Source organism: Phaeobacter sp. JH20_26 (genome assembly GCF_048056275.1).
GTDB classification, from domain to species: domain Bacteria; phylum Pseudomonadota; class Alphaproteobacteria; order Rhodobacterales; family Rhodobacteraceae; genus Phaeobacter; species Phaeobacter bryozoorum.
On the sequence record NZ_JAYMWL010000013.1, the window covers coordinates 966,318 to 984,722 of the forward strand.

At 63.8% G+C, this 18,405-nt stretch carries 14 protein-coding genes; 8 read left to right on the forward strand and 6 right to left on the reverse strand.

The genetic code is table 11. From position 1 onward, the window contains the following. Window positions 1-35 precede the first annotated feature (35 nt). On the forward strand, window positions 36-1,370 hold the full coding sequence (locus VWY60_RS10455; protein ID WP_416540425.1) for a hypothetical protein: 1,335 nt from the start codon (window positions 36-38) through the stop codon (window positions 1,368-1,370). 19 nt (window positions 1,371-1,389) lie between these two features. On the opposite strand, the gene VWY60_RS10460 is transcribed toward VWY60_RS10455, so the two are convergent. Continuing rightward, window positions 1,390-3,783, reverse strand: coding sequence for a Tex family protein (locus VWY60_RS10460; RefSeq protein WP_416540426.1), 2,394 nt, complete (start codon window positions 3,781-3,783; stop codon window positions 1,390-1,392). Between the two features lie 287 nt (window positions 3,784-4,070). Here VWY60_RS10460 and gatB point away from each other — a divergent pair, with 287 nt between their 5' ends. Both gatB and VWY60_RS10470 read left to right on the forward strand, forming a co-directional pair. Then, on the forward strand, window positions 4,071-5,582 hold the full coding sequence (gatB, locus tag VWY60_RS10465) for an Asp-tRNA(Asn)/Glu-tRNA(Gln) amidotransferase subunit GatB (RefSeq protein WP_416540427.1): 1,512 nt from the start codon (window positions 4,071-4,073) through the stop codon (window positions 5,580-5,582). A 232-nt stretch (window positions 5,583-5,814) separates the two neighbouring features. Then, the gene (locus VWY60_RS10470; RefSeq protein ID WP_416540428.1) at window positions 5,815-6,486 is read left to right on the forward strand and encodes a DUF4177 domain-containing protein; all 672 of its coding nucleotides are present in this window, start codon (window positions 5,815-5,817) and stop codon (window positions 6,484-6,486) included. Between the two features lie 74 nt (window positions 6,487-6,560). Here the strand turns inward: VWY60_RS10470 and VWY60_RS10475 are convergent, their stop codons facing one another. Beyond that, window positions 6,561-6,815: a BolA family protein gene (locus VWY60_RS10475; RefSeq protein WP_416540429.1), complete on the reverse strand. Its 255-nt coding sequence runs from the start codon at window positions 6,813-6,815 to the stop codon at window positions 6,561-6,563. 118 nt (window positions 6,816-6,933) lie between these two features. On the opposite strand from VWY60_RS10475, the gene VWY60_RS10480 reads away from it, so the two are divergent. Next, on the forward strand, window positions 6,934-7,557 hold the full coding sequence (locus VWY60_RS10480; RefSeq protein WP_340545061.1) for a DnaJ domain-containing protein: 624 nt from the start codon (window positions 6,934-6,936) through the stop codon (window positions 7,555-7,557). A gap of 224 nt (window positions 7,558-7,781) precedes the next feature. On the opposite strand, the gene VWY60_RS10485 is transcribed toward VWY60_RS10480, so the two are convergent. Next, window positions 7,782-9,875: a DEAD/DEAH box helicase gene (locus VWY60_RS10485; protein WP_416540430.1), complete on the reverse strand. Its 2,094-nt coding sequence runs from the start codon at window positions 9,873-9,875 to the stop codon at window positions 7,782-7,784. Window positions 9,876-10,304: 429 nt separating this feature from the next. Between VWY60_RS10485 and cobS the strand changes: the two genes are divergently transcribed. The 4 genes from cobS to VWY60_RS10505 all read left to right on the forward strand — a co-directional run bounded on the left by cobS (window position 10,305) and on the right by VWY60_RS10505 (window position 15,791). Then, window positions 10,305-11,291, forward strand: coding sequence for a cobaltochelatase subunit CobS (gene cobS / locus VWY60_RS10490; RefSeq protein WP_416536769.1), 987 nt, complete (start codon window positions 10,305-10,307; stop codon window positions 11,289-11,291). 192 nt (window positions 11,292-11,483) lie between these two features. Further along, window positions 11,484-13,361: a cobaltochelatase subunit CobT gene (gene cobT / locus VWY60_RS10495; RefSeq protein ID WP_416540431.1), complete on the forward strand. Its 1,878-nt coding sequence runs from the start codon at window positions 11,484-11,486 to the stop codon at window positions 13,359-13,361. A gap of 235 nt (window positions 13,362-13,596) precedes the next feature. Beyond that, entirely contained in the window at window positions 13,597-15,387 is a 1,791-nt protein-coding gene (locus VWY60_RS10500; RefSeq protein ID WP_416540432.1) for an aminopeptidase P family protein, read from the forward strand. Window positions 15,388-15,449: 62 nt separating this feature from the next. Beyond that, window positions 15,450-15,791 (forward strand): DUF427 domain-containing protein, encoded by a 342-nt coding sequence (locus tag VWY60_RS10505; RefSeq protein WP_340545056.1) that lies wholly within the window; start codon window positions 15,450-15,452, stop codon window positions 15,789-15,791. Window positions 15,792-15,881: 90 nt separating this feature from the next. Here VWY60_RS10505 and VWY60_RS10510 read toward each other — a convergent pair whose 3' ends face one another. The 3 genes from VWY60_RS10510 to VWY60_RS10520 form a co-directional block, all read right to left on the reverse strand. Further along, a complete protein-coding gene (locus VWY60_RS10510; RefSeq protein WP_416540433.1) occupies window positions 15,882-16,025 on the reverse strand; it encodes a hypothetical protein in 144 nt (47 codons plus the stop codon). A gap of 168 nt (window positions 16,026-16,193) precedes the next feature. Further along, entirely contained in the window at window positions 16,194-16,385 is a 192-nt protein-coding gene (locus tag VWY60_RS10515; RefSeq protein WP_416540434.1) for a hypothetical protein, read from the reverse strand. Window positions 16,386-16,601: 216 nt separating this feature from the next. After that, window positions 16,602-18,293, reverse strand: a complete 1,692-nt coding sequence (locus VWY60_RS10520; RefSeq protein ID WP_416540435.1) for a chloride channel protein — start codon at window positions 18,291-18,293, stop codon at window positions 16,602-16,604. Between the last annotated feature and the right edge of the window lie 112 nt (window positions 18,294-18,405).

Sequence of the window (18,405 nt, forward strand, 5' to 3'; positions counted from 1 at the left end):
GCAGTGATTTCAGCTGCCAGCACGCGGACATGGATATGCTCAACAAAAACACCCCAGCGCGCGACCTTATCAGACAGGTATTTTCAACTCTGCTACCCGGTGAAGGTCGGGCGACCCTCACGCAAAACACAGCGGCGCCCCCCTGCGCTGCCGCCCGCAGCAGGCAGGATCAGGCAACCGCCCCCCGCCGCGCCGCAGACCGCCCGGATCACCCCCAGCAGCAGCTCATCGTGCCGGTCTGCGAGCCGGATCAGGGCGAAAGCGACTGCGCAACGCTTCAGGACAAGGGACAGTTTCTGGCCCGTCAGGACCGCTGGACGGACCTCTCCGCAGAGATCGCAAAAGCCGACAAGGCCCGCCAGAATACGCCGCATGGCCTGCCCGTTGCCGAGCTTCTGGCCCATGGCGCGCGCAGCGATGTGGTCAATGCCGTCGAACATGCGCTCAGCCTTGGCCACGCCGGGGACCGGCGCAAGATGATCGAAGGCGTCATGGGGCTGGAGACGATGTGCGTGGAACACCGCGACGATCCCTATCTGCGCACTCTGGTGGCCCTCGCCCATATTGATGTGGCCTGGATCTGGCGCGGCTATTCCGATGTCCTGTCAATCACCGTGGCCAATGGCCAGCGTTGCGCCGCCCATTTCGACAGGGCAGCCGCCTTACTGCATCCGCTGGATGGTATTGCCCTCGACAGCCCGTTTATTGCCGCAGCGAAAACCGCGCTGCTCGCCGGGCAACGATCCGCCAGCGCGACGCAGGTGGCGGATGATTTCGCCGCACTCATCGACCTGGACCCCGACAATCACCGCCACATGCGCAGTCTCGGCACCCATATGCTGCCGCGCTGGTTCGGCAGCTACGATGCCCTCGACCTCGAAGCGCGCCGCACTGCCGCCCGTACACAAGAGATCTGGGGCGACGGCGGCTACGCCTGGGTCTATTTCGACGCCATCGCATTGGACCCGGAAGCCTGCGCCCGCGTCGACATCGACTTCTTCATGGATGGCTTGCGCGATATAGTCTCACGCCGACCGGATCAGGAAATGATCAACCTGCTGGCCTCTTACTGCGCGGTGGCGCTGCGTTATGTCGAAGAGACCGCAACGACCACCACCGGGCAGCGCGGCGAGATCGCCGGGGCGGCGGATTGGCTGATCCGCGACCACCTGCGCGAAATTCATCCGCTGATCTGGGCCCACGCCGCGCAGCGGTTCGACAACAACCTGCGCATCGCCTCACCGCGCCGGTTTGCCGACCATGGCCGCCGGGACGCGCTGCGCTTCATCGCCGACCTGTTTCGCAGCGAAATCGAGGCCGGCCAGCGGGTGGAGTTTTCCGCCAAAGGGCTGCGCGTCTCGCCTGATTAGGCGGGCCGCGCAGCATCGCTCAGGTTTTTTTGAACGCATCCAACAGGGCCGCACCCAGCGCGCCTGTGGTTTGGCCAGAGCTTTGCCCAGAGCCTTGACCTGAACCCTGCCCCCTGCCCTGACCACCCTTCGGGCCAGCGGACATCTGGCGCTTGCCGCCGCCCGAATGCCCACCGGGCTTGCCACCACGCTGCGGAGCTGCGCCCTTGGCCGGGCCGCGAGCATTGCGCTCCTCTCTGGCTGAGGCACCGCCGTCCTTCTTCATGGTGAGGGCGATGCGCTTTCGCGGCACATCCACCTCGGTGACAGTGACCTTGACCACCTGTCCTGTCTTCACCACCTCATGCGGGTCTTTCACGAAGCGGTCGGCCAGCTGGCTCACGTGCACCAGCCCATCCTGATGCACCCCAATGTCCACGAATGCCCCAAAACCCGCGACATTGGTGACCGTGCCTTCCAGCACCATGCCGGGTTTCAGGTCGGTGATCGTCTCCACCCCATCCTTGAAGGACGCCGTCACAAAAGACGGGCGCGGGTCGCGGCCCGGTTTCTCCAGTTCCGCAAAGATATCCCGAACCGTCGGCAGGCCCACGTCGCCGCCCACAAAATCCTCTGCCCGCAAGCCTTTCAGCGCCGCACCATCGCCCATGATCTGGCGAATATCACGGCCGCAGGCCGCCACGATCTTGCGCGCCACATCATAGCTTTCGGGGTGAACTGAGGACGCATCCAGCGGCTCCTTGCCATCGCGGATCCGCAAAAAACCTGCGCATTGCTCAAACGCCTTTGGGCCGAGGCGCGCGACCTTCAGCAGTTCCTTGCGCGAGTTGAACGCGCCGTTCATGTCGCGATGCGCCACAATCGCCTCCGCCAGGCCGGGACCAAGCCCCGAGACATGGCTCAGCAGCGGCGCCGACGCCATGTTGAGGTCTACCCCAACGGCGTTCACCACATCCTCGATCACCGCTTCCAGCGATTTCGAGAGTTTGTGCTGGTCCACATCATGCTGGTACTGGCCAACGCCGATGCTCTTGGGCTCGATCTTCACCAGTTCCGCCAGCGGATCCTGGAGGCGGCGGGCAATCGAGACCGCACCGCGCAAGGAGACATCCAGATCCGGGAACTCCCGCGCCGCCAGCTCAGAGGCGGAATAGACCGAGGCACCAGCCTCAGACACCACCACCTTGGTCGGCGCCTTCACCTTGGCCGGCAGGTGTTGCAGCACCTCCGCCACCATCCGCTCGGTCTCGCGGCTGGCGGTCCCGTTGCCAATGGCGATCAGCTCAACGCCATGTTCGGCAATCAGCTTCACAATCGACACCTGCGCCCCGCGCAGATCGTTCTTCGGCTGGAACGGGTACAACGTCTCGGTGGCCACCAGTTTTCCGGTTGCGTCAACCACCGCCGCCTTGACGCCGGTGCGAATGCCCGGGTCCAGCCCGAGAGTCGGCCGCGCACCGGCTGGCGCGGCAAACAACAGATCCTTCAGATTGCGGGCAAAAACCTGGATGGCGTCCTCCTGCGCCCGGCCGCGCAGATCGCCCATCAGCTCCAGCATCATCGAGAGGCTGAGCTTCACCCGCCAGGTCCAGCCCGCGACCTTGCGCAGCCACTTGTCGCCCGGGCCATTGCCGCCCGCTCCAAGCTCCGCCGCGACCATTCCTTCCGCCCGCGCCACGCCCTCTTCCGGCTCCGGCCCGACGTCCAGCGTCAGCACGCCCTCGTTTGATCCCCGCAGCATCGCCAGCGCCCGGTGCGAGGGCACATCCGCCCAGCGTTCGGAATGCGCGAAATAGTCGGAGAATTTCGCCCCCTCCTGCTCCTTGCCCTCGACCACCTTGGCGGTGAGCACCGCCTCCTTCTGCAGGAACTCCCGCAGTCGGCCCAAGAGGGTTGCATTCTCCGTCAGCCGCTCGGTCAGGATATCCCGCGCGCCGTTCAGCGCGTCCTTCACCGTCACGACCGCCTCGGTAACATAGCCTTCGGCCAGCGCCTCCGGCTCGGTGCTGCGGTCGGCCAGAATCGCATCCGCCAGCGGCTCCAGCCCGTTCTCCTTGGCGATCATCGCCTTGGTGCGCCGCTTCGGCTTGTAGGGCAGATAGATATCCTCCAGCTGCGCCTTGGTCTCCGCCTTAGCAATCGAGGCGGCCAGATCGTCGGTCAGCTTGTCCTGCCCCTTGATCGAGTCGAGGATGGCCGCCCGACGCTTTTCCAGCTCGCGCAGATAGTCCAGCCGCTCCGCCAGCGTGCGCAGCTGGGTGTCATCCAGCCCGCCCGTGGCCTCCTTCCGGTAGCGCGCGACAAAGGGCACTGTGGCGCCTTCATCCAGCAGCGCAACGGCGGCACTCACCTGTTTGGCGGCGGCGCCGATTTCCGTGGCAATGGTCTGGCTGATGCGGGCGGATGTGTCCAAGGCGGCCTCCTGAAAATTCTGCTCGGGCTGCCAGTACTAGCCCTGCCGGAACGTCTCGCCAAGAGGCTGAATCAGCCCCGAGCGAACCATTGCGAAGGGCAGAGTCCGTCCCGTGGGTGGGCGTGAAGCGCCCGCCCAGGGGCGCGGGACGGGCGCTGCCCGGACCTGCGGCCCATGCAAAAGGGCAAATCAATGTACCCTTCTGCCCCTCAATGCCCCCTTGCCCCTGCCCGCGCGGGGGCCTAGAACGCTTGCCAACATCGGACATTCGGATACGGCGGAAAACCATGCTCGACCTGACATATGAACTCCCCAAGCCCAAGGTGATCGCGGGCGCCAAGCATGACTGGGAACTGGTCATCGGTATGGAGGTGCATGCTCAGGTCAGCTCCAATGCAAAGCTGTTCTCCGGCGCCTCCACCAAATTCGGCGCCGAGCCGAACTCCAACGTGGCCTTTGTGGACGCGGCGATGCCCGGTATGCTGCCGGTGATCAACGAATACTGCATTGAACAGGCGGTGCGCACCGGTCTGGGCCTGAAGGCCGATATCAACCTGTGGTCGGCTTTTGACCGCAAGAACTACTTCTACCCCGACCTGCCGCAGGGCTACCAGATTTCCCAGCTTTACCACCCGATCGTGGGCGAAGGCGAAGTGCTGGTGGAACTGGGCGACGGCACCGCGCGCAACGTGCGTGTGGAGCGGATCCACATGGAGCAGGACGCGGGCAAGTCGATCCACGACATGGATCCCAACATGTCCTTTGTCGACCTGAACCGGACCGGCGTCTGCCTGATGGAGATCGTCTCGCGCCCCGACATTCGCGGCCCGGAAGAAGCCGCCGCCTATATCGCCAAGCTGCGCCAGATCATGCAGTATCTCGGCACCTGTGACGGCAATATGCAGAACGGCAACCTGCGCGCCGACGTCAACGTCTCCGTCTGCCTGCCGGGCCAGTACGAGAAGTATCAGGAAACCCAGGACTTCTCCCACCTCGGCACCCGCTGCGAGATCAAGAACATGAACTCGATGCGCTTCATCCAGCAGGCGATCGAGGTCGAAGCCCGTCGCCAGATCGCCATCATCGAGGCAGGTGGCGAGATCATGCAGGAAACCCGCCTGTACGATCCGGACAAGGGCGAAACCCGCTCCATGCGCTCCAAGGAAGAGGCGCATGACTACCGCTATTTCCCCGACCCCGACCTCTTGCCGCTGGAAATCGAACAGGCCTGGGTGGATGAGATCAAGGCAAACCTGCCGGAACTGCCGGACGAGAAAAAGGCACGTTTCATCAAAGACTTCGGCCTCAGCGACTATGACGCCTCGGTACTGACCGCGGATGTGGAATCGGCGGCCTTCTTCGAGGAAACCGCCAAGGGCCGCAGCGGCAAGCTGGCTGCAAACTGGGTCATCAACGAGCTGTTCGGCCGCCTGAAGAAAGAAGACCACACGATTACCGACTCCCCGGTCTCACCTGCCCAGCTGGGCGGCATCATCGACCTGATCGCCTCCGACGCGATCTCCGGCAAGATCGCCAAGGACCTCTTTGAGATCGTCTATACCGAAGGCGGCGACCCCGCTCAGATCGTCGAAGAGCGCGGCATGAAGCAGGTGACAGATACCGGCGCCATCGAAGCCGCGCTGGACGAGATCATCGCCGCCAACCCCGCGCAGGTGGAGAAGGCCAAGGTGAACCCGAAACTGGCAGGCTGGTTTGTCGGCCAGGTGATGAAGGCCACCGGCGGAAAGGCGAATCCGGCCGCCGTGAACAAGCTGGTGGCGCAGAAACTGGGCGGCTGATCCGGCCACCGGGCACGCGACGCCCCTCAGATAAGAACCACGCAAGGGCGCCCCGGTGGCGCCCTTTGTCGTGTGAAAGGCGCTGCCACACCCCAACCCGAACGCGATGATCTGGAAGCCGCAGCGGCAATTGGGGTATACTGCCGCCCGACAGGTCCCCGCCCATGGGGAACGCGGACGCTTGACCCCCCGCACGCTTGCGCTAAACCTGCCGCCGACACAGGAGACGTTTATGCAAGCTTTTGAATACAAAGTTGTCCCCGCCCCCGCCAAGGGCACCAAGGCCAAGGGCGTCAAAACCGCCGAAGCCCGCTTTGCCAATTCCATTGATATCCTGCTGAACGACATGGCGGCAGAGGGCTGGGAATATCAGCGCGCGGAGCTGCTGCCATCCGAAGAGCGCAGCGGGCTGACCGGCTCGACGACGAACTGGCGCAACGTGCTGATCTTCCGCCGTGCGCTGCCAGCCGCCGCCGAGCAGTTGCAGGCTCAGGCCGTGGCTCAGCTGGCCGCCCAGATCACCGCGCAGCTCGCAGCGCAGTCCCCCGCCCAAGCGGCGGATCACGGCACAGCAGCAGCTGCCACAGCGACCCCCGCGGAGGAGACACCAGCAGTCCCGACGCTTGGCCCGGCCACCACCAGCGCTGTCGCGCCACCCATCGCCATCGCCGGCGACCCAGAGGCCCCGGCAGGCGCCATTGCCGTTCCGGGCCGGGGCGCCCGCTCCATGGTCGCCGATGACGGCGTCGAGGAGCTGAGCCCGGTCTCCGGCCTGACCGCCGCCCTGAAAGCCCGCGCCAGCCTTGCCGCCACCCCGAAAGATGGCGCCGCCAAACCCGCGCCAAAAGCAGAACCAAAACTGACCAGATCGGAAAAATCCTCCGAGGATCCGGCAAACAGCTGACCAGCCCCCGGATGCAATTCCCCGCCAGCGTTGCCATTGTGGCACATCGGCGGGGCTTTGCCTGACTTCCGCCGCTAGACCCCGATATCCAGCGCCAGCGCGTGGATGCGCGGCACGATATCGCCCAGCGCCTTATGCACGGCGCGATGCTGCGCCACGCGGGACATCTCGGCAAAGCCATCGGCCCGGATATATACGTTGAAATGGCTTTCGCCACGCCCGTCGTGACCGGCGTGGCCGACGTGCTGGTCGCTCTCATCCTCAACCCGCAATGCGCGTGGTGCAAATGCCTCGCGCAGACGCGTCTCGATCTCTTCACGGATGCTCATTCTGGCGTGTCCTGCATAAAAATCCCCGTATTAATTTTCCCAGCCCCCTTCAATCTGCCGCCCCTTAGACTAAACTGCTGCCTCCGAGTCGAACAGTTGCGTCTAGAAGGTGCGCCCCATGACCAAGTCAGATCCCTTTGGTTTCGATATGTCCATCCGGTCAGCGAAGAAAAAGAACCCCCGCGGCCGGCGGGCCGCCACCGGCGCGTCCGAGACCTCGCAGCGCATCTGCGACAAGGATGGCTGCGATGAACCCGGCAAATTCCGCGCGCCCAAGGCACCGGATGTGCTGGATGATTACTACTGGTTCTGCCAGGAGCACGTGCGCGAATACAATACCAAGTGGAACTTCTTTGAAGGCACCACCGAGGCCGAATTGAACGCCCAGCAATCCAAGGACAAGGTCTGGGAACGCCAGACCAAACCGATGGGTGACCCCGAGGCGCGCGCCTGGGCGCGGCTGGGCATCGAGGATCCGCATCAGGTGCTGGGCCAGAACGCCACCCGGAATCCGGGGCGCTCAGCCCAGGCCGGGCGCCGCCTGCCCCCGACCGAACGCCGCGCGCTGGAAGTGCTTGAGGCCAAGGACGACTGGAGCAAGGCAGACATCCGCAAAGCCTATAAGAAGCTGATCAAGGTGCTGCACCCCGACATGAACGGTGGCGACCGCAGCCAGGAAGAACAGCTGCAAGAGGTGGTCTGGGCCTGGGACCAGATCAAGGACAGCCGCAGCTTCAAATAAGCGGTAGTTGCGCCCCGAACCAGCCAGACAGAAAACCAGAGCGTCGCGCAAGCGGCGCTTTTTCTTTGTGCAACCTCTGGGCTTTGCAACGCCGGAAGCTTGCAGCGTTCAGACGCCCGCCACGCGACAGCTACGGAAAGTCGCGGGGCAGAGATTTGTCCCTAAATGAAAAAGCCACGGCAGATCGGTGCCGTGGCTTTCTGTCTTGCTGACAGGCTCGGATGTTAGCTGCCCTTGCGCTGCGGCCGCGCCGCTCCGCCTGTTTTGGCAACTGCTGCCCGGGCCTTGTTCTTCTTGCTGGTCGGCTTGCCCTTTGGTGGCGGTGCGCCCTTGCGGCCCGATTTCCCCGGATTGGACCAATCGCCCTTGGGCTTGCCCGGAACCGCCGGTTTGGCGGGTTTTGAGGGGCTGGCGGCACGATCCGACGGGCCGCGCGCAGTCACCGTGGCCTTGCCGCCTTCGCCAGTACGCTTTGGTTTGTCAAAGCGCGGCTTGTCGCCATAGCTGGGCTTGTCGCCACGGGGTTTGTCGCCATAGGGCTTGCTGCTCCGTGGCTTGTCACCGTAGGCCGGTTTGTCGCCATAGGCAGGTTTGTCGCCCCGGGGTTTGTCACCGCGCGGCTTGTCATAGCTGGGTTTGTCGCCGTAGGGCTTGCGCTCACCACGATCCTGGCCACGGGGGCCACGCTTGTCATCGCGGAAACCATCGCGGTCCCGGTTCTGCGGGCGCGGCGATTTCGGCAGATCTGGCGCCTTGTCCAGACGCGTTACCGTGGCGCCCTCTTCCAGCTCACCATGTTTGACCGCACCCCAGAACGCATCGGCACTGCTTTCGCGCACCTCGACATAGCTCTGGTCGAACTGAATGCGGATCGCGCCGATGTCGTCTTTGGTCAGATTGCCGGCATTGCACAGCATCGGCAGCAGGCGGCGCGGCTCTGCACCGGCCTTGCGACCACCACTGACCGCAAACCAGACGGAGGGGCCAAAGGGCGCCCGCTCTTCCCGCTCGCGCTTGTCCATCTGCGGATCGCTCAGCTCTTCCGGCGCGCTGTGGCGGTCGTGGAACAGGCGCAGATAGGCGGCGGCCAGCTGCTCGGGAGAGAAACGCTCGACCAGTTCCGCCACCGGGGCGGTCTCATTTTCGCTGACCGGCTCGCTCCAGGCCTTGTCACCCAAGAGACGTTCAAAGTCGCGGGCGCGCACATCATCGGCACTGGGGGCCGGGCTGGTTTCTGCGGTGATCTTGGCGGCACGCAGCAGGCGCAGGGCCTTGCCCTTGGCCTTTGGGGGCACGATCAGCGCGGACACACCCTGGCGCCCGGCACGGCCGGTACGGCCAGAGCGGTGCAACAGGGTTTCGTGGCTGGACGGCAGATCCGCATGAATCACCAGATCCAGCTTCGGCAGGTCGATCCCGCGCGCCGCCACATCGGTGGCCACGCAGACCCGCGCCCGCCCGTCGCGCAGGGATTGCAACGCGTTGCTCCGCTCCGCCTGGGACAGCTCGCCCGACAGGGCAACCACGGAAAATCCGCGATTGCTCAGCCGCGTGGTCATCCGGTTCACCACCGCACGGGTGTTGCAGAACACGATCGCATTGGGCGACTCGTGGAAGCGCAGCACGTTGATTACGGCGTTTTCGACGTCGCGCTGCGCCACAGCCAGCATCTGGTATTCGATATCCGCGTGCTGCGAGGCTTCAGCCACGGTTTTGATCCGCTGGTGATCCTTGAGATAGGTCTCCGCCAGACGCGCGATACCAGTCGGCACAGTTGCCGAGAACATCAGGGTGCGGCGGTCTTCCGGGGATTCGCCCAGAATGAACTCCAGATCCTCGCGGAAGCCCAGATCCAGCATCTCGTCTGCTTCGTCCAGCACCACGGCGCGTACCTGCGACAGGTTGATCGAGCCGCGCATGATGTGATCGCGCAGACGGCCGGGGGTGGCCACGACGATATGCGCGCCACGCTCCAGCGCGCGGCGTTCGTCGCGCATGTCCATACCGCCCACGGTGGAGACGACCTGCGCACCGGCCTCGGCATAGAGCCAGCCCAGTTCGCGTTTCACCTGCAACGCCAGTTCGCGCGTCGGCGCGATGACCAGCGCCAGCGGCAGCTCGGCCCGGTCCAGTTTCTCGGCCTCACCCAGCAATGTAGGGGCCATCGCCAGGCCAAAGCCTACGGTTTTGCCGGAACCGGTCTGCGCCGACACCAGAAGGTCGGACTGATCCAGCTCGGGCGCGGTGACGGCCTGTTGAACGGGTGTCAAATGCTCGTAGCCGCGCGCCTGAAGCGCTTGTTCGAGTGCTGTTTTCAAGATTTCATTTCGCTTGCTGCGGGGCGCGCCGCCAAAGGGCACGCCGAATATCGGGAATGTCCCCGACTGCGCAGGAACGCGGATGGCATCATCCAAGTGCGCGCTGATATCGGCTTTGCCCCCTTTTGTACAGGGTTCATTTGGCTCATCCGGCACCAGAAGCCACCAGCAGACGCAACCCCGCTATGCGTTTGCCGCCACACCCTGCCACCGGCAGAACACAGGGGCGCGGGCCGGAATGCCCCCGCCCGACACGCGCGCAACTGGCCCGGCCAGGCGCGGCCTTAGTGCCAGATTGAGACCAAACGTCACGACAGCTGGTCAAACCCGGCCTTGGCCCCTTGCGATTGCAGACAAGATCAGGCACCAATCCACCGGATTGCCGCCAGCCGACGGACGCTGCGCGGATGAGGATAAGGATCGATTGCGATGACCGACGGTATGCTGGATATGAACGCGAAACCCACCGAGACCCTTTCGGTGCGCGATGTGTTCGGAATTGATACGGATATGACCGTCAAGGGCTTCGCCGACGGCTCCGACCGGGTTCCGGCTCTGGATCCGACCTATAAATTCGATCCCGAGACCACGTTGGCCATTCTGGCAGGCTTCAGCCACAATCGCCGCGTGATGATCCAGGGCTACCACGGCACCGGTAAATCGACCCATATCGAACAGGTCGCCGCGCGCCTGAACTGGCCCTCCGTCCGGGTGAACCTCGACAGCCACATCTCCCGGATCGACCTCATTGGCAAGGACGCGATCAAGCTGCGCGACGGCAAGCAGGTCACTGAATTCCACGAAGGCATCCTGCCCTGGGCGCTGCGCAACCCGGTTGCCATCGTGTTCGACGAATATGACGCGGGCCGCGCGGACGTGATGTTCGTGATTCAGCGCGTTCTGGAGCATGACGGCAAGCTGACGCTCCTCGATCAGAACGAGATCATCACCCCGAACCCGTTCTTCCGCCTGTTTGCCACCGCCAACACCGTTGGTCTGGGCGATACCACTGGCCTCTATCACGGCACCCAGCAGATCAACCAGGCCCAGATGGACCGCTGGTCGCTGGTGGCCACGCTGAACTACCTCAGCCACGACGCCGAAAGCGCGATCGTCCTGTCCAAGGCGCCGCATTACAACACCGAGAAGGGTCGCAAGACCATCAGCCAGATGGTCACCGTCGCCGATCTCACCCGCACCGCCTTCATGAACGGCGATCTCTCCACCGTGATGTCGCCGCGGACGGTGATCAACTGGGCGCAGAACGCCGAGATTTTCCGCGATGTGGGCTATGCCTTCCGCCTGTCGTTCCTGAACAAATGTGACGAGCTGGAGCGCCAGACCGTGGCCGAGTTCTACCAGCGCTGCTTTGACGAAGAGCTGCCGGAAAGCGCCGCGAGCGTTTCGCTGGGCTAACAGCAATGTGCCGCCCGGCCGCAAGGCCGGGCAGCGCCCGAACTGCCCCCGCCAGACCGAAGGTTTGCCTCCGGCAAAACGGGCGGGCGCTTCGCCTCTCACCCCGCCGGGACAGGCGCTGCCCTATCCGCAGCAGTGCCACTGGACTTTTCCGACACGAGGGGGGATGCTCACAAGGGACTAGGTGCGACCATGAAAAAGCCCAACGACAACCCCGCCGATCCGTTCAAGAAGGCGCTGGCCGAAGCCACCAAGGTCATGGCCAATGATTCCGAGCTGAACGTCTCCTACTCGGTCGACCCTGCCGGTCTGTCCGGCGACAATATGCGGCTGCCTCAGGTCTCCCGACGGATGACCCGCGAAGAGGTGCTGCTGGCCCGTGGCACCGCCGATGCGCTGGCGTTGCGCCACAAATTCCACGACCCCGCCACCCATGCCCGCTATGCCCCGCCCGGCGACATGGCGCTTGATCTCTACGAGGCGCTGGAATCCGCCCGCTGCGAGGCGATGGGCGCGCGGCACATGCCCGGCACCGCCTCCAATATCGACGTGAAGATCCAGAACGAAGCCCTGCGCAGGGGTTACGACCAGATCAAATCCGCAACCGAGGCGCCGCTGGCGGTATCCGCCGGCTATCTGATCCGCCATCTGGCGACCGGCCGCCCGATGCCCGAGGCCGCCGCCAATGTGATGGAACTGTGGCGCGGTTTCATTGAGCAGCAGGCCGGCGACACGCTGGCCAATCTCGGTGGCACCATCGAGGATCAGGCCGCATTCGCCAAATTCGCGCGGCAGGTGATCACCGATCTGGGCTATGGCGACCAGCTGGGCGACGACCCGGATCAGCTCGACGACGAACAGGACAGCGACGCCGAAGACGACGCCGAGGAGCAGCAGGACCCCGACAGCAGCGGTCAGGACGACTCCGAAGAGGAAGAGGCCGACGCCAACCCCGAGCAGGCTCAGGAACAGCAGCAGGACGAAAGCCAGGCGCAGGTCTCGATGGACGAGATGGCCGATGAAGAGCTTGCTGAAGATACCGAAATGCCCGATGGCGAGGCTCCGCTGGACCCGCCACCGCCGCCCGCCGTGTCGGAGGCTGATCCCGACTATAAGGTCTTCGATGATGCCCATGACGAGGAAATCGCCGCCGAGGATCTCGCCGAACCGGCGGAGCTGGAACGGCTGCGCGCCTATCTGGACCAGCAGCTGGAACCGCTGAAAGGGGCCGTCTCGCGGCTTGCCAACAAATTGCAGCGCCGCCTTCAGGCGCAGCAGAACCGCTCGTGGGAGTTTGACCTCGAAGAGGGCATTCTGGACGCCGGCCGTCTGGCCCGCGTGGTGGCCAACCCCACCACGCCGCTGTCGTTCAAACGGGAGAAAGACACCGAATTCCGCGACACCGTGGTGACGCTCCTCTTGGACAACTCCGGTTCCATGCGCGGTCGGCCAATCTCCATCGCCGCGATCTGCGCCGACGTTCTGGCCCGCACTCTGGAGCGCTGCAACGTGAAGGTCGAAATCCTCGGCTTTACCACCCGCGCGTGGAAAGGCGGGCTCGCGCGTGAGGCTTGGCTCAATGACGGCCGCCCACAATTGCCGGGACGCCTCAACGACCTACGCCACATCATCTACAAAGCCGCCGATGCGCCGATGCGCCGGACCCGCGACAATCTTGGCCTGATGATGAAAGAGGGCCTGCTGAAGGAGAATATCGACGGCGAGGCGCTGGAATGGGCGCACCGCCGCATGGTCGCCCGTCAGGAAGCCCGCAAGATCCTGATGGTGATCTCCGATGGCGCGCCGGTGGATGACAGCACGCTGTCGGTGAACCCGGCCAACTATCTGGAAAAACACCTGCGTGATGTGATCGCGATGGTCGAGCGGCGCAAACAGGTTGAACTGCTGGCCATCGGCATCGGCCATGACGTCACCCGCTATTACGATCGCGCCGTGACCATCACCGATGTTGAACAGCTGGCAGGCGCCATGACCGAGCAGCTGGCCGCTCTCTTTGACAGTGACCCGCGCGCCCGCGCCCGGGTGATGGGCATAAAACGCGCGAGCTGAGCACCCCAGCCGCGCCGCTCTGAATCAAAGCCCCGCGCCGCTTCGGTGCGGGGCTTTGTGTTACAGGGGTTGCGGGACGTCGCCGGATTTGGAACAAGTGTTCGCGACAGAGCGCGCCATGACCGCCGCGCCATTTCCTTGTTCCTGCCGACGTTGCGCAACACCCGCCCAGAAGGGCCGGCCGCTGCGCCCTGACCAACCGTCGCGGACCACCCGAAACAGATGGAGGGAGCCGATGTTCCAGACCTTCGACGTGACAGCCCGCCCGGAACAGGGCCCGCCCCGCCTCAAGGCTTTGCGCACCGAATTGCAGCGCGAGGGGCTCGACGGCTTTCTGGTGCCGCGCAGCGATGCCCATCAGGGCGAATATGTCGCCCCCGGCGATGAACGTCTGGCCTGGCTCACCGGATTTACTGGCTCTGCGGGCTTCTGTGTCGTGCTGCGCGATGTGGCCGGGGTGTTTATCGACGGGCGTTACCGCACGCAGGTAAAACAGCAGGTCGCGGGGGTCTTTACCCCGGTGCACTGGCCCGAGGTACAGCTGGCCGATTGGCTGAAGGAGCAGCTGCCGACCGGGGGGCGCATCGGCTATGACCCCTGGCTGCATTCGGCCAGCCAGATGCAGGGGCTCGATCTGCACGGGTTTGAATTCGTGCCGGTCGACAATCTGGTGGATCGCATCTGGCAGGATCAGCCCACCCCGCCGATGCAGCCCGTCATCGCCCATTCGCTCAGCTATGCAGGTACATCCGCCTCCGAAAAGACCGCCTCTCTGGCCCAAGAGCTGCGCGACGCCGGACATTGCGCCGCCGTGATCACCCTGCCAGATAGCATCATGTGGCTCCTGAACATCCGCGGCAGCGATATCGCCCACAACCCGGTCGCCCACGGGTTTGCCATCCTGCACGCCGACGCGCGGGTCGATCTGTTCATGGCGGAAGAGAAGCTGACGGGTGTCAGGGATCACCTCGGCGCGGATGTGGCCGTTCATGCGCCGCAGAGCTTCCTGTCAGCCGTGGCTGAGCTGGCGCAGGCCAAAGATGCCTCCGTCACCGTCGATCTGACGACCCTGCCCCGGATCGTCGCCGATCAGCTCGGCGATGCGCTGGTTGCGGCCGGTGACCCCTGCGCCCTGCCCAAGGCCCGCAAATGCGCCGCCGAGATCGCAGGCAGCGCCGCCGCTCATCTGCGCGATGGTGCCGCCGTGGTGGAAACCCTCGCCTGGCTGGACGCCCAGCCCCCCGGCAGCATCACCGAAATCGACGTGGTCAAACATCTCGAAGCCACCCGCCGCAGGGATCCGAAACTGCGCGACATCAGCTTTGAAACCATTTCGGGCACCGGCCCCAATGGCGCCATCATCCACTACCGGGTCAGCGAGGACAGCAATGCCGCGCTGCTGGACGGGCATCTGCTGGTGCTGGACAGCGGCGGGCAATATCTGGACGGCACCACCGACATCACCCGCACCCTCGCCATCGGCACCCCACCGCAGGAGGCCCGCGAGGCCTATACCCGCGTTCTGCAAGGCATGATCGCCATGTCCCGCCTGCGCTGGCCAAAGGGGCTTGCCGGTCGCGACATCGAGGCGGTGGGACGAATGCCGCTCTGGCTCGCCGGGCAGGACTTCAACCACGGGCTTGGCCACGGGGTCGGCGCCTTCCTCAGCGTACATGAAGGCCCCCAGCGGCTCAGCCGTGCCGGCACCGTACCGCTGGAACCCGGCATGATCCTCTCCAATGAACCGGGATATTACCGCGAAGGCGCTTTTGGTATTCGCATTGAGAACCTGTTGGTGGTAGAACCGGCGCCTGAGCTGGACAGCGCCGACGCCGAACGCGAAATGCTGTGCTGGCGCACCCTGACCTACGCCCCGCTGGACCGCCGCCTGATCGTGGTGGACCTGCTCACCACGGCAGAGCGGGACTGGCTGAACGCCTATCATGCGGATGTAGCCGCCAAGATAGGACCCAACGTAACAGACCCAGCACAACGCTGGCTGGATGCCGCAACGGCGCCGCTGTGATACCGCAGTGTTACATCTGAAGACGACATTGATCCGTGACGAACGACGTGAAGGAAAAGACCATGACAAAGATCCATATTCGCAAAGCAGAAGGCACCTGGGTGGTGCGCTCCGGTGGTGCCGTGCTGGGCGAGAGCAGCAACGCGCTTGAGCTGAGCGAGGGCGATCTGGCGCCCGTCATCTATTTTCCCCGTGGCGACATCGCGACAGCCTTCCTCGACCGTAGCGACAAGACCACCCACTGCCCGGCCAAGGGCGATGCCAGCTACTTCTCGATTGTGAACAAATCATCCGTGACCGAAAACGCGGTCTGGAGCTACGAAACCCCCAATGAGGCCGTAGCGCAGATCAAGGACCACCTTGCCTTCGTCACCGGTGACACCGTGAAAGTGGAGCGGATCTAGGCCCGGCTCGATCGGCAAAAACACGCTCTTATGCAGTCAGGGCGCCCCGTCTCGGGGCGCCTTTTTCGTGGATAAGCAGCCTTTCGCTCATCAGGAAACCGCGCTGGGAACCGGGCAACCCACCGCCCGCAGGCCCCGGCGCAGCGGCGCGCGATTGTCGGAAAACGCCATCTGATGGGTCACGAACGGATCCGAAAAACGGCCACTGACGTGGTCGGAAAATTCGGACTTCACATATTCTCCCGACACAGAAATTAGAAAGATGCACGTATAACGATCATATTGATCGTTATTTCGCTACCGTTTTTGCAGGCCGAAGAGAGCCCGCCCGGACCCCTGCCCCAGGACCAAATAAGATACCGACGAAGAAACAAATAGGCGCGACGGATGTCGCATGTCCCCCTAGTTCAGGATGGTCTGACAAAGATGCTGACGCGCGGCCTCGACGGCCTCACCGGTACAGAACATCTGTGCATCCCGTGCGCTTTGAACGACATAGTCGATCAGGGCCTCATAAGACGCCCGTTCATTTTCCTGCTCTACTGCCTTCGCCACTGTTTCAGCCTCTGTCGGGCTGATTGTTTTGTTTTGCATGTTTTCACTTCCGAAGAATGATCACCATTATCCTTATGTTAACCATATTTAAGCCGCTGGGCCGATAAAGGTTAAAATTTCTTCTGGAAAAAAGCGAACACCCGTTTCAGAAATATCACATATTTGGGATCGTCTTTTGCGGGTAAACTTGTCTTTAAGCGACGGCCTTATGGGAAATGTCGCAAATTGACGATGAGCCGCCGTAGTTTTCAATCCTCAACTATGCTCCTCCGCAGCCGCCGCAGCCAGCGCGCGGGTGTAGGCTTTCAGCGAATCAATGTGGTAAAGGGCCCCGATGAGATTCGGCGGATTATCGCCGCCCTCCCCTTCGGCCAGTACCGGCAGATAGCTGAGATCGGCCCGGTCGAAGATCGGCATCGCCGCCTCCAGCGAGGCAGAGGCGCGGACCGACAGCCCCTGGTCAATCAGCGCGGCGCAGTCCTCCCCGCTGGCGCAGCGCGGATCGCCCAGGGGCCGCATCACCGCTCCGGCGCGCAGCATCGACAGCAGATAGGCCTGTGGCCCCGCCGCGCAATGAATATTGCGCCGCTCCAGCTGGGTGAGAAAGAACGACCGGTCGACAATCCGCGACGCCAGCGCCGTCGACATCGACACCGCCACCATCACCGCCAGGCCGATCTGCCAGTCGCCGGTCAGCTCGAACACGATCAGCGTCGTGGAAATCGGCGCGCCAAGCACCGCCGCCGCCACGGCGCCCATCCCGGCAAAGGCATAGAGCGTATGCGTCCCCGACACATCCGGCAGCACAGCGGTCGCAATCAGCCCGAAGGCGAGCCCGGTCAGCGCCCCGACCATCAGCGACGGCGAGAACACCCCGCCCCCCATGCGCCCGCCCATGGTGATCGCCACGGCCGCGGTTTTGACCATGGCAAAGAGAATGGTCTGATGCAGCACCAGCGCGCCCGTGAGGGCCAGAACCGTGGTTTCATAGCCAACGCCAATGATATGGGGAAACCAGACCGCAAGCCCGCCCAGCAGCAGGCCAGAGGCCGCCGGACGCAGCCATCGCGGCAGACCCAGCTTTGTCTGCACAGCATTGCCGATTTCCTCGGCAAAGAAGATCGACCGCATCAGCACCACCGCCACGATCCCGCAGATCAGCCCAAGCATCAGAAAGGCCGGCAGCTCGACGTAGAATTGCAGCGCCCCCGGCGTGATCAGATCGAATTCGGTCACATCGCCGTATTCCAGTCGGTTGATCACGGTTCCGGCCACCGAGGCGATGACAATGGGCGCAAAGGCATGGACCGCGAAATGCCGCAGCACCACCTCCAGCGCAAAGAGCGCCCCGGCAATAGGCGCATTGAAGCTGGCAGAGACCGCCGCCGCCACCGCACAGCCCAGGAGATCGCGCCCGGTGATGCCATCGGCCTGAATGCGATTGCTGACCCAGGTCGAGATCACTCCCGCCATATGCACCACCGGCCCCTCGCGACCGGTTGATCCGCCGGTACTGAGCGTGATCAGAGAGGCACAGGCAGACGCCAGACCGGCGCGAATTTCCACCCGCCCATCGCCAAGCGCAGCCCCCTCGATCACATCGGCAACGGATCGCACCCGGGCATCCGGCGTAAACCGGTGCAGGATCAGCCCCACCACCAGCCCGCCAAGGGTCGGAATGATCATCAGCCAGTACCAGGGCATGTCCTGTGCGAAACTATGCAGGAAATTCACATCCTCCGCGCCATAGACCCAGGCCTGAAAGGCAGTGATCCCCTTGCGGAAGAACAGCGCCGCAAACCCGGCGGCGATCCCGATCAGCAAGGCGATAAACCAGAATTGAAACTGGCTCGGCCCCCGGTGGCGCAGCACCCGCCAGACATCCCGCACGCCAGCAACCCCCTGAGCCAGCTGGGCGGAAATGGCGGAGCGTATGGTCTGTGGCATGAACCCGATTGTCCCGGTGTCGTTCTTGTCTGTTTACGCGGCAAACTATCGGCAGGTTGGTTAAGCCATCGTGAAAACTCAACAGCTTAGAACGATCCGGGCAACAGTTTTG